General features: G+C 54.4%; 12 protein-coding genes. 6 read left to right on the top strand and 6 right to left on the bottom strand.

What is annotated here, in order from left to right; genetic code table 11:
- Positions 1 to 9 precede the first annotated feature (9 nt).
- From ACFOSD_RS12775 to ACFOSD_RS12765, 3 genes are all read right to left on the bottom strand, one after another.
- A complete protein-coding gene (locus ACFOSD_RS12775) occupies positions 10 to 1,158 on the bottom strand; it encodes a class I SAM-dependent methyltransferase (protein WP_380697124.1) in 1,149 nt (382 codons plus the stop codon).
- A gap of 22 nt (positions 1,159 to 1,180) precedes the next feature.
- Positions 1,181 to 2,122 (bottom strand): hypothetical protein, encoded by a 942-nt coding sequence (locus tag ACFOSD_RS12770; protein ID WP_380697122.1) that lies wholly within the window; start codon positions 2,120 to 2,122, stop codon positions 1,181 to 1,183.
- A gap of 134 nt (positions 2,123 to 2,256) precedes the next feature.
- Entirely contained in the window at positions 2,257 to 2,853 is a 597-nt protein-coding gene (locus ACFOSD_RS12765; RefSeq protein ID WP_380697120.1) for an SCO family protein, read from the bottom strand.
- 287 nt (positions 2,854 to 3,140) lie between these two features.
- Between ACFOSD_RS12765 and ACFOSD_RS12760 the strand changes: the two genes are divergently transcribed.
- Both ACFOSD_RS12760 and ACFOSD_RS12755 read left to right on the top strand, forming a co-directional pair.
- Complete coding sequence (locus ACFOSD_RS12760; RefSeq protein ID WP_380697118.1) at positions 3,141 to 4,064, top strand: DegV family protein; 924 nt, start codon at positions 3,141 to 3,143, stop codon at positions 4,062 to 4,064.
- A gap of 136 nt (positions 4,065 to 4,200) precedes the next feature.
- Complete coding sequence (locus ACFOSD_RS12755) at positions 4,201 to 4,947, top strand: winged helix-turn-helix domain-containing protein (RefSeq protein WP_380697116.1); 747 nt, start codon at positions 4,201 to 4,203, stop codon at positions 4,945 to 4,947.
- A 38-nt stretch (positions 4,948 to 4,985) separates the two neighbouring features.
- On the opposite strand, the gene ACFOSD_RS12750 is transcribed toward ACFOSD_RS12755, so the two are convergent.
- Entirely contained in the window at positions 4,986 to 5,993 is a 1,008-nt protein-coding gene (locus ACFOSD_RS12750; RefSeq protein WP_380697114.1) for a methyltransferase, read from the bottom strand.
- Positions 5,994 to 6,064: 71 nt separating this feature from the next.
- Between ACFOSD_RS12750 and ACFOSD_RS12745 the strand changes: the two genes are divergently transcribed.
- The gene (locus tag ACFOSD_RS12745; protein WP_380697112.1) at positions 6,065 to 6,727 is read left to right on the top strand and encodes a hypothetical protein; all 663 of its coding nucleotides are present in this window, start codon (positions 6,065 to 6,067) and stop codon (positions 6,725 to 6,727) included.
- 49 nt (positions 6,728 to 6,776) lie between these two features.
- Positions 6,777 to 7,442 (top strand): DsbA family oxidoreductase, encoded by a 666-nt coding sequence (locus ACFOSD_RS12740; protein WP_380697110.1) that lies wholly within the window; start codon positions 6,777 to 6,779, stop codon positions 7,440 to 7,442.
- Here ACFOSD_RS12740 and ACFOSD_RS12735 read toward each other — a convergent pair.
- Together ACFOSD_RS12735 and ACFOSD_RS12730 are read right to left on the bottom strand one after the other, a co-directional pair.
- Complete coding sequence (locus ACFOSD_RS12735; protein WP_380697109.1) at positions 7,439 to 8,863, bottom strand: sigma-54-dependent transcriptional regulator; 1,425 nt, start codon at positions 8,861 to 8,863, stop codon at positions 7,439 to 7,441. The two genes, ACFOSD_RS12740 and ACFOSD_RS12735, sit on opposite strands and share 4 nt — an antisense overlap.
- Positions 8,844 to 10,367 carry a sensor histidine kinase gene (locus tag ACFOSD_RS12730; protein ID WP_380697107.1) on the bottom strand — a complete coding sequence of 508 codons (1,524 nt, stop codon included), beginning with the start codon at positions 10,365 to 10,367 and terminating at the stop codon, positions 8,844 to 8,846. Before ACFOSD_RS12730 ends, ACFOSD_RS12735 begins: the two co-directional genes overlap by 20 nt.
- Positions 10,368 to 10,541: 174 nt before the next feature.
- Here ACFOSD_RS12730 and ACFOSD_RS12725 point away from each other — a divergent pair, with 174 nt between their 5' ends.
- Both ACFOSD_RS12725 and ACFOSD_RS12720 read left to right on the top strand, forming a co-directional pair.
- A complete protein-coding gene (locus ACFOSD_RS12725; RefSeq protein ID WP_380697105.1) occupies positions 10,542 to 10,904 on the top strand; it encodes a DUF4168 domain-containing protein in 363 nt (120 codons plus the stop codon).
- A 130-nt stretch (positions 10,905 to 11,034) separates the two neighbouring features.
- Positions 11,035 to 12,063 (top strand): serine hydrolase domain-containing protein, encoded by a 1,029-nt coding sequence (locus tag ACFOSD_RS12720; protein ID WP_380697103.1) that lies wholly within the window; start codon positions 11,035 to 11,037, stop codon positions 12,061 to 12,063.
- Positions 12,064 to 12,069 lie beyond the last annotated feature (6 nt).

The following is a 12,069-nucleotide window of genomic DNA, read 5'->3' as shown; positions in this document are numbered from 1 at the left end:
GAGCCTTAATCACCTAGGCTGGGTTGCCACCAAGACAACGAAACGCTTGTCTTGGCTGATGGTGCGTACCTGCTTGAAGCTGTGTTTCAGCAGGGCGTGGTAGCCCAAATGGCGATTGCCCACCACCACGAACTGCCCATCCGTTCGCAGTACGCCGCTCGCTTGGGTAAACAGGTCGCGCGCCACATCGGTGGTGACCGTGTCGGCCTGATGAAACGGCGGGTTACAAAGAATGACATCCGCACTCCGCGTATCTAGGCCGTGCAGGCCATCGCCTAAGCGAACGGACCATGAAGCGGTCCTCGGTGCATTGGCGGCCAGCGTCAGTTCGGCGCTGGTGACCGCCGCAACGGACGCATCGGTACTCAGTAAATGATGACTCGGGTGGCGCAGCAACCAGGCCAAACCGAGTATTCCACTGCCACAACACAGGTCAATAATCTGCGCATCTTCACCCTGTGTGCGGCGCTCGATGTCGGCCAAATAGCCCAGCAAACAGGCCGCGCCGGGGTCCAGTCGTTTTGGGGAAAAGACACCCGCCCGATGATGCAATACCACCTCCGGCTCACTGATCTTGACGTGTTGAATAGAGGGTATTTCGCTGCGTGAAGAGGTCACGGCCTGCCAAGTTCGGGCTTTTTTAACAATACGCGATGCTGCCAGGCCGTCCAACCGAGCGCCTAGGACAGCAAGGTCAGCGGGTGTCACGTGCTTTAACATACCGCCTAATAGCAGGGGCCTACCGGCGGGTAGCTGCTGATTGATCTGGGCCAGTTGCCAGTCCAATAATGCACTGCTGCGGGGTAATTTAAGCAGGACGCCGTCGACATCGTTGGGCAGGGGCTCTGACTGCGCGTGATGCTGGGGTGTTGGTATGCCGTTTCGGATGGCATTATCTACCAACGCGTCGGCTTCGACGGCGCTGTCATACCATAGAACGGGTGCTTGTGTTGCTAAACCGAGTGTAAGGGCGCCAAAGCTGTCATTAACAATAGCCCAACGGCCATTGGGGCTTTGTTCGGCGGCTTGAGCAAGTAGATATTCATCGGCGGCATCCCACGCCCGCAGGGCCGGATGATGCGGAAACGGCGAGCGCCGCAATTCCAGAGTTCGGTGGATACTCTGGAATTGGGTCTCAATGTTGTTGTTTTCTGGCATTTATAACCGTTGGCCTCAGGCCTCAGTTGCCTTTGCGGCGACTACCGGCAGCACTTTGGAAGGGGCTGACTTCGCTGATTTGCAGCACCGCGTCGGGTTCATCATCACCGTAGGTGCCAACCCAAACGGCGTAGCGTCCGGCGGCGGCAGATTCAATGGAGAGGCCGGGGTTCAAACCTTCATAGTCATCATTGCAGTACCAAACATCATCGGGGCTGCGAATAACCAGAGTGAGGTCGCTGTCGGAGGTGGCAGAAAAATGCAGCGCACCGACGCCGGAATATTCGACGGTCACATCCGGTGCCGCGCCGTAGATGTTGCCATAACAGCTTGAGCCGATAGAGCTGGGTACCGTATCGGTACCACCCGCAATCAATTCCAGTTCAATGGGATTAGGGCCAAAACCTGCGGCAAGGGTGTAGTGTTCAAACGTGGGCTCTGCCTCCCAATCTATGGCTAAGGATACGCCAGGCTTCTGCGCCATCATGGGTGAAGTATAGGCCACACGAACGGCGGTTTCGGGGTAATCACCGGGGTAGTGAATGCCCACCCACACCGAATAATCACCGGGTACAACCGGCATTTCGACACCGGCATTCAAGCCACGGCCATCGGCGTCGTCGTTGCAGTAAATCTTTCCGTTCGGGTCCATCACCACCAAGGTGCTGTCATCACCGGAATAGGTAGCGAAATAGATTTGCGATTGTGCATTCGCAGGAACGGAGATCACAGCATCCGGTGCCTCAGACACATAACCGGAGCAGTACATGTCGGTGTCCGGTACGCTGTGCATGCTCATGTCATAGTCGCCACCCGCGCGCACCATAACCATCACTTGATCATCGGCAGCCGTGCCAAGGCTTTGTGTTCCGTAGTTTGCCTCAGCTTCTGGGGTCAGCGCTGTGCTGTGGGCGGCAAGAGCAGTCAGGCTGATTAGGGCCAAGGTGCGTGCATTTGTCTTCATGGAATAATCCTTCATGAGTCTGTGGGTAGAAACGCGCCGCACGAAATTGGACGACGCTGAATCGGGTAAGCTTTGCATTTTGCACCAGACCTGCGCGTTAGGCTACGACTCCGCAACACTAAATGTGATCAGCATCACAAAACTTTGCTAACGGCCGCTAAAAGCTCGGTGTAGGGTGCTTCATGGCTGATCAGATCATGAATGCGGCCTTGCCGGTCAATTACATAGGTGCGTGCTGTGTGTTGCACCATGTACCCCATGGCGGAGTCGGATTCTTCGAAATGATAACTGGCGGCATATTGGCGGGTAACGGCGTCGATCTCTGCCTTGGTGCCGGTGATCCCAACAATGCGCGGATCAAAAAACTGGGTGTAATCGTGCAGGCGCTGCACGTCGTCGCGCTCAGGGTCTACACTGATAAAAATACCTTGTACGTTGTCTCGTTGTTGCTCGGGTAACGCGGCAAAGACTTGGCGCATCACCGCCATGCTGGTGGGGCAAATATCCGGGCACTGCGTAAAGCCAAAAAACAACATGACGGCTTTACCCTCGTAGTCCGATAGCTGCACCGGACCGTTCAGACTTTGCAGTTCAAAATTACCACCCAAATGTTCATACATCGGGTTGGCGGGGGTGCTGCGGTCACGCAACGACATAATGGGTAACACGGCCATGAGGACGACCAAACACAATAGCAAAAGGACGGAAAGATGGATGCGATTCAGTTTCATGGTCGACAGGCCTATTACGTAAGAAGAACAAAGAGAGTCAGTGCTGACATTATGCCAATATTGTGGAACGATTTCTGCTACTGCGGTCGGACAGGCCTCTGCACTTTACACGCGGCTGGCAGTCAACCTGCTATTTTGCGCCGTTTGTAAAAAATGATCACTGTTCATCTTGGGTAGGCTATACCCATGGTTAGGATAGTCCGCTATTCTTCTTGCAAAATCTTACAAAAATGTGATGTTTCATGTGGTTGCCACGCCCGAAAGAAACATCAGAAAGGAGATCCGCTATGCCAAAGGTTGCCTTGGTTGTCGATTCAGTGTGTGCGTTGCCACCACAATTCATGCGTGATTTTCACATTTACCAAGTGCCCATTGGTATTGAAATCGATGGAGAGCCGTTTTCCGATCCTTGTCATGATCAACAAGCGTTGGCGTTGTTTGAGTCCGGTCGGTTGACCCGCAAACATTCGGTCACCACTTCCGCGCCATCCGTAGAGGCTTTCCAGAGCCTGCTCTGGCAATTGGTGGATGATGGATACGATTACATTTGGATACAAACCGTCAATCGTGGACAAGGCCTGACCTATGATCACGCGAACGAAGCGGCCTCGACCGTTACCCGGCGTATGACGCCCACCCGCAAAGCCGTCATTCGGGTGATGGACAGCCGCACTGTATTTGCCGGGCAGGCATTGCTGGCGGCAGAAACGGTGCGGCGATTGCAAACCGATGAAGACCCGGTGGCCATGCGGCGCGCCTTGGATGTCATGTCGGCCAAAGTGCACACCTATGTTATACCGCGCAGTCCTTTGATAGCGCTGGAGCGTTCAAAAACGCGCGGCGAGCGTTCGGTTAAGTGGAGCCAGGCCTTAGTGGCCAACACCTTGGGTATTCATCCCATACTCTGCGTGGTTAACGATAACTCGGAACAGGTAGCGAAAATTCGCGGCTTTACCGCCGCCGCTGATGCGGTATTCAGTCATGTTGAAAGCCGTATAACCGCCGAGTTGCTGTTGTCACCCATGGTGACAGTGAACTATTCCGGGCCATTGGCCGAGTTGCGTGCTTTGCCGGCCTACAGCCGGCTGGCGGATACCTGTGCCAAGCATCATGTGCAGCTCATCAGCAATATCGCCAGCGTAGCGGGCGGCATCTATGGCAGTGTGGGGTCTGTGATGGTGGCAGTCGCTACGCCAGCACATAAATGGTAGTGAACAATTTTGTGTGTGAAATTGCGCAAATGATCAGGGTTCCGACTACAGTAATGACAGAGGTAGTGCACCTGAGTGCCCGTTATGAAGGGCTGGGTGACGCAATCATTCCGTGAGGCAAAAGAGCTTGATGACCATGGCAGTCAAAGCAGGATCCGTTCGGTCGAAAGGTAAAACGGTATTGATCGTCGATCATGATGCTATCAATCGTCGACGTTTGGCCGACTATTTTGCGGCGCATCAATTTGACGTATTAGAGGAAGAAGATGGCCGTGCGGCGCTCAATATCATTGCAGAATGCGTGCCGGATGCCGTCATTGCCGATGTCGATGTGCCCGGTGACAACGGGCTGACCCTGTGTAAGTTGTCGCGGACCCATTATGACGGAGCCTTTATACTCCTCTCCAGCCGTGCGGACGAGTTGGATCAGGTGATGGGTTTGGATATGGGGGCCGATGACTTCATTTCTAAAAAAGCCTCGGTGCGGTTGCTGGGCGCACGCTTGATGGCCGTACTGCGGCGCTCGAGTCCGGATGTCAAACGCACCACGCATTTGCATGAACGGCTCGATCTCGGCGATTTGGTGATCGACAACACCATGCGAGAGGCTTGGCTAAAGGGCGAAACCATTGATTTAACCAGTGCGGAATTCGATCTGCTTTGGTTGCTGTGCAGCCATGCGGGCAAGATTCTTACGCGAGAGGAAATCTTCACCGCATTACGGGGCATAGAATACGATGGGCAAGACCGCTCGGTGGATGTTCGCGTATCCAGAATTCGACCGAAAGTGGGTGATGACCCTGATCACCCCAGGCGTATCAAGACGGTGCGCAGTAAGGGGTACTTGTTGGTAGAGGATGCGTTTACCGACGATTACGAATAAAAATCTCCTTGGCTCAATCTGGCGTTGTTAAAAATGCCCTACCGTTGCGCTTCCCACACATCAAACCCATTCTTGTGCTCGATACGTTTCGGGTTATTCAGGTGTTGTTTTAACCAAGGTTCGTAGGGCAGATGCGCATTCACAACGGCCAGCCAGCGGGCGCGGGGCAGCAGCACATCTTTGGATCCGGCAATTAGCTGGTGGGTGATGTCGTAGTCGGTAGCAATGCCGGTATGAAAGGGCGGGTTGGTAATCAGGGTGCGGAATCGTCCTTCCACCTCATCTAATACATCGCTCCACACCACCTTGTAGATCAAACCATTCTCCGAGGCCGTGCGTTGAGCACTTAATACCGCCAGCCAATGGTGGTCGGTGGCGACGACTTCTAACGCGGGTTTATGGGTTTGCGCCACCGCCGCTAACAGTCCGCCACCACAGCCGAAGTCCAGTACCGGTCCGGACAAATCCGCCAAGTGTGGCAGAAAAATCCGACTGCCCTGATCGATTTTGCCGTGACAAAACACACCGGGCAGGGTCCATAGCGACAGTGCTGTGTCAGGAATGGATGTGGTTTTCCAAAAACGGCTCACATCAAAGTCCTCAACAGCCGTCGTGGTGGCTTTGCGAACTCGCAACAGAGCACAGTGCTTGGCGCTGCCCACTTTTTGCACCTGCCAACCTTGCTCGGTCAACAGTTTGGGCGCCGATTTGATACCACCTTTATTGTGTCCAACAATCCATAGCTGACCATCGTCCGCCAGTTGCGGTGCCAGCCATGCCAACAGCATCAGGGCTTCATCTTTGGCTTTTGGCCACACCCAGTACACATCGGTCAGTGCTGATGTTGTTTGCGGGAACATCAGTTCAGGCAGGTTTAGAGCCGCATGTGCTAAATGTTGCGCGCGCGCAAAATGCGCGTGCTGTACCTTGTGGTGGCGCTGCATACAGGCTTCTGCCACGGCGCTGTCGGGTAAATTAAGCAACAAACACTGGGCCGCCGTATGGGGTTGAAACCAACGCAAAAGCACTTCACTGTACGGCGACATATCAGACTCTGGACGGGATGATGAAAGAGCGGCATTGTACCCTTTCTGCCCAATAAACCTAAAGGCTAAAGATGGTTCTCCTTTTGAAGACACCGGCGCAAGCGAAATTCTGGTTTACTTTGTTGTTGTGCGTGAGTGCTGGTTTTGCGGGCGCCGAAATCACCCCGACCGAACGCCAACAATTGTGGCTGCGCGTGGAGCCCGTATTGCGCGCGCAATTGGCGCGTCCATACGCCCGACCTTTTGCGGCCACACCTTGGCAAACACCGGCGCGTTTGGTGGATGAAGTTGCGGCCTATGATGCATTGGCCAATGCGGGCTGGGCCGAGCGTGTGGCGGTCCGTATACCGGCTCCGGTGGTGATCAATGGCGCGGTGGTGCAGCGTACTGAACCCGGCTGGCGCTATACCTGGACAACACAAGGGCTAACGGCCCTAACTGAAGGCGGAATACCTTGGGCGCAAATCGGACTGGTCAGTTTAGACAGCATTACCTGTGCGGAGGGTGACTGCACACGCATGAACGTTCAGTTCCATTGGCGCACGGAACGGCTGGAGCCATGGGCCTTAGCGTCTTTTTTTCGCACATGGCCGGGACAGAATGCCCTATTGGCGGCCCAAACGAAAGGTCAGCGCGGTACAGCCAAGCTGCTCTGGGTGACCGAGCGCGTGGGTGAAGACATTCCATCTGCCCCCTATTGGTTGCTATCTGACGTACAATTGTGGTCGCCTTAAGCCATTCCTACCGTATGCATACATGTACTTTTTAAATCAGAGGTTAGATATGTCCACCCCCGTTATCGACATCAAGATCGCTTCCGATGTGGTATGCCCTTGGTGTGCCATCGGTTACGCCCATTTGCAACAAGCCTTAGCCACCCTGAAGGATGAAGTGCAGGCGGATGTTTCATGGCTGCCCTTTGAGCTGAATCCGGACATCGCGTTCGAGGGTGAGGAGCTGGGTGAGCATCTGGCGCGCAAATATGGCAGCACAGCAGCCGACAGTGAAGCCAACCGGGCGCGCATCACATCGCTGGGTGAAAAGGCTGGATTTACCTTCAACTTCAGCCCCGATATGCGTATTTTTGGCACCTTTCAAGCGCATCGCCTGTTGCGTTGGGTGGGTGAAACCCACGGCGCGGAACAACAAACGGCGTTGAAGCAAGCGCTGTTCAGCGCCTATTTTCAGCGCCATGAAAACCCGAACGACCTCGTTGTGTTGCAGCAGGTAGCCGAGTCGGTCGGGTTAGTGGCGGACGACGTGCAAGCGGTGTTGGCATCCGATCAATATGCCGACGATGTGCGCCAAGAAGAAGCCCAATTGCAGCGTATGGGGGTTAGCTCGGTGCCGACCTTCATCATTAACAACCAATACGCCATCACCGGCGGGCAGCCGACCGATGTGTTTGTGCAGGCCTTGCGGCAAATTGCTGGTGAAATGAGCGCTTAGGGCTCCAACCAACGGTACAGCGTGCGGCGGCCTATTCCGAGTAAGGCTGCGGCACGGCGTTTGTTCCCACTTACTTCGTCTAACACCATACGTACATAGCGTGCTTGCAGTTCTTCCAGCGTGGGTAACACCGGGCCCGCCAGTAGCGCGCTATCTGAGGTCGAGGTAGCTGCGCTATGGGTTGCAACATGGCTACTCTGCGGCCTAGATCGGTCGGACGTTTGATTCATGCGCTTGGGTAAGTCCTCCGGTTCAATGCGGCCGTTTTGACAGAATGCCAAAGCTCGCTCTACGGCATTTTGCAGTTCGCGCACATTACCGGGGAAGTCGTAATGTTGCAGAACCCTCAGCGTCGCCGGGGAAAATGCGATGTCACGGCGGCCTTGATTCACCATGAGTTGGTGCAGAAAGCGTTGGGCCAGCCAGACGCGGTCTTCATCACGATCACGCAAGGGTGGCACATGCAGCGCAAACGTCTCAAGTCGGTAATAGAGGTCTTCCCGGAAATCGCCAGCGGCAACCTGAGCATGCAGATCCCGGTGGGTGGCGGCTATGATGCGCACGTCAACATGTTCCTCATGGTCTTGTCCGACGGGGCGAATAGAACCATCTTGCAGCGCACGCAGTAGTTTGGCCTGCAAAGACAGGGGCATTTCGCCAATTTCATCCAACAGCAGGGTGCCGCCATGCGCTTCCTGCAATAGTCCCTTACGCGCTTTACGTGCCCCAGTGAACGCTCCGGCGGCGTGGCCAAAAAACTCACTTTCCAGCAGCTCAGCCGGTATGCCAGCGCAATTGACAATCAAGTAAGGAGCCTGTGCACGGTCGCTTTCGGCCACCAACGCCTGTGCCACTAATTCCTTGCCCGTACCGCTCTCACCATGAATCAGCACGGGGCCCTGAGCTCGTCCAATGACTCGAATTTGGTCAAATAATTGCCGCATGGCTTTGCTTTGTCCGAGTAGGCCGTGAAAGCCCGTATCTTGCGACAGCGACCGATACTGCCTCACTTCGTCCTCTAGGCGCCGATGTTGCAGTACTCGATGGACGGTCAACAAGAAATGATCCATATCCAAGGGTTTGGTTAAAAAATCATCAGCACCGTTTTGCAACGCTTCGACCGCCTGCCGGACACTGCCAAAGGCAGTAATGACGATGCATGCCGGAGCGCTGGTGTGAGACGTATCTGCTTTTTGGCTGGTGTGCTCGGATACCAAGTCCATGCCATGCCCGTCGGGCAGATGGAGGTCGGTAACCAATAAGTCAATCGATTGTGTCTGCAGACTTTTCCGGGCTTCGTGCACGGAATGGGTGATGCTGACGGTATAGCCTGCACCATCAAGTTCTTCGCCGATCAGGCGTGCCAAGGCGGCGTCGTCTTCCACGATCAATATGTGGAGATCAGTGTTGGTTGAGGTCATGATAGCCTTCTGTTGTTGAAAGCGGTAATCGGAGGCGAAACTGTGTACCGCCGAGTTCATGGGTGTGCACCGTAATGCTTCCTTGATGCTCGCGCAGTACTCGGGTAACGATGGCGAGGCCCAGTCCCGTTCCTTGTCCCGGTTGTTTGGTGGTGAAAAAAGGGTCAAAAATGCGCTCTGTAAGCGCACTTGGAATACCGTCGCCATCGTCGTCTATGCTTAGCTCAAGCAAGTTATCGGCAACACGCCAATGGATTTGCACACGAGTGCAATTCGGCGCCTGTTGTGCGTTTTGAATTAAGTTTCCCAGTGCTTGACCCAGCCCAAGGGTATCGCCAAGGACGGTAACGTCTGGCCCGCCAGAAACCTGTACCTCAGGTTCGGGCTGTGCATACTGATGCAGGCATTGGTCTACCCAGTCAGTCACCGGAATCTCTTTGAAGGCTTGCCCGGTCGAACGACCATAAGAGAGTAACTGCCGCACGATATCGGTCATGCGCTGTACTTGCTGACGAATATCGGTTAATTCCTGCTGGTCTTCCGGGTTTGGTAAGCGCTTCAGTAAGCGTCGCGCCCGACCATCAACCACAGTTAAAGGTGCACCCAATTCATGAGCCACACCGGCTGATAGTTGACCAAGTGCCGCCAAGGTTTCGTGCTGGCGGAGGCGTTCGGCCATCACACTGCGCGCCTTTCGCTGCTGCTCGGCTTGTTGCTCTGATTCGGCTAGGGCATCTAAGGTACGGTTGAAGGTTTGGCTCAATTCGCACATTTCACGCGGCCCTAGGGCTTCGGCCCGGTGTTGTCGGTCACCCTGCGCAACGGCACGCATGCTTTGGATCAGTGCGTTTAACGGTTGCCCCACTCGCCATTGGTGGGTGCTGATGACCGTTGCCACAATTAGCAGAGACACGACCGCATAGGCCAGCCAGGCGTGCCAATTCAAGGTTCTTAGCTCTTGTTCAATGTCCGAGCGTAAGCGGGTAACCTGAAGGAAACCGTTGGGTTGGCCGGTCGCGGTGAATAACGGTAGGAAAAACGAATAAACCGATTCACCACGGATGCGTTCATACTGGGCGAACTCGCCTTGTTCTGTCAGTTCGAGGGCTTCGGTGGTTTGCTCCCGCGTTGGGTTAACTGCACCAAAGCTCACCAATCGAGTACCGGAGCGGTCGAATAAATAGGCGCCAAACACTTCATTGATGTCGAAAACAGAGGCGACACTGGCCTGCACCTGATCCAAATCCTCGCGTGCGAGTGCTTCTGACACAGGAAGGTGTATGGCGCGGGCGACTTGTCGCAAGTCTCGCTGTAGCCGCTGTTCACTGATGTCGGCAATCACCTGTAAGCCGACGGCCAGCAGCGCGGCCAGTAGCACAAGAACAGGTAGAGTTACTTGAAACAATAGCACGGTTTGCAAACGCGGGCTGGCAAACGCCCTATGGCGAAAAATCGAGATGATCGGCTCCTGGAAATTATTGGCACATGCGTCAAAATGACACATTTCTTGGTCGTAGGTCAATGCTAAAGCATCGGGTCAGGCCATCCCTAAACCGGATTGAATTTTAAAAAATACATATAAAACAATGACATATAGAAGTTTTTTGCACGTTTAATGCAGTTGGTACAGGGTGTGCAACACGTCGAATGTATTCATGAAAAATAGGAGATATACCCTATGTTTAAATCATCAATGACGCGTGCAAATGCCCTTCTGTTGGCGCTGGTTCTAGCGCTGGGCTTCAGCGGTGGCGCTATGGCGCAAGAAGTACCTCAGTTGGGTACCGACTTTGACGAAAACCAGTTGTCGTTGTTTGTTGAAGTGCAATCGGACATTCAAGAGATCCGGGTTGAATATTCCGAGCGTTTAGCCACTATCGAAGATCCTGAGCAAGCAACAGTATTGCAGGAAGAGGCCGGGCAATTGATGGTCGACGCGGTGGAAGACAAAGGGTTAGAGGTTGAAACCTACAACATGATTGCTTTCGCTCTTCAGAATGACCCGGAATTGCTTGAGCGCGTACAAACTATGATGAACTAAAGAAACCCTTTATTAGGAGTCAGAACAAGCCGCCATTGAGCGGCTTGTTTTTGTTTATATCAACCGGTTTGATCCAATTCGTGCTAAGCCCAGTATTCTTTGGTGGGTAAAACAGCACTGGTCAAAATACATGTCGTACAAAAATCGTCTGGTTCAGTCACTTATCGCCCTCTGCTTGGCTCTACCTCTGGCATGGTTGAGTGCTGAAACCTATGCCAGCGATTTTCCCGAATCCGCCCGACAGCAAGCGTTGAATATGGCCGCCGAGTTCCCTCGGTTGCACAGCATAATGGCGGCTCATGACGGCGACGTGATTATTGCTGAAGCCTTCCGTGGACCCGGTTTGGATACCCCGGCCAACATCAAATCCCTTTCGAAAACTGTGCTGTCAGCGGTTGTGGGTGGTGCGGTCGATCGCGGTGAGGTGCGGCTTGACCAAGCGATAACAGATCTGATGCCGAACCGCATCCCGGACAATGCCACACCGGGCATCGAGCGGATCACGCTGGCGAACCTGGTGTCGATGCAGGCGGGTTTAGAGCGGACATCCGGTCGCAATTATGGCCGTTGGGTGGTGAGCAATGATTGGGTAGCCTACGCGTTAAGCCGACCGTTTGTCGATGAGCCGGGTGGACGCATGCTCTATTCAACGGGCAGCACGCACCTCGCATCGGTGGCACTTACGGAAACAACGGGTCGCAGCACCCTGGCCCTCGCGCGGGAATACTTGGGTGAACCCTTGGGAATTCGCATCGACCCCTGGTTACGTGACCCGCAAGGCGCGTATTTCGGTGGCAACGATATGGTGATGTCGCCGCGCGATCTATTAACCTTCGGTGAAATGTACCGGCAAGGTGGGCGGCACAATGGCGTGCAAGTGTTGTCCGAACGGTGGGTCAATACATCATGGCAACCGAACGACCGTTCGCCATGGACCGACGATGCCTATGGCTACGGTTGGTTCATTACTGAATTGGCGGGAGAGAGGGTCTACTACGGGCGGGGTTTTGGTGGTCAGGTATTATATGTCGTGCCGAGTGTTGAACTCACCGTGGTAATTACCTCCGACCCGAACCCGCCATCACCCGGCGGTCGCTACCTGCGTGAATTGCACCAAATTGTCGCTCAGGTACTGATACCCGCTGCGCATCATCTCTAGCAAAAA

This window comes from Salinispirillum marinum, from assembly GCF_042650105.1.
Taxonomy (GTDB): Bacteria; Pseudomonadota; Gammaproteobacteria; order Pseudomonadales; family Natronospirillaceae; genus Salinispirillum; species Salinispirillum marinum.
This window is presented reverse-complemented; position numbering and strand designations above follow the sequence as displayed.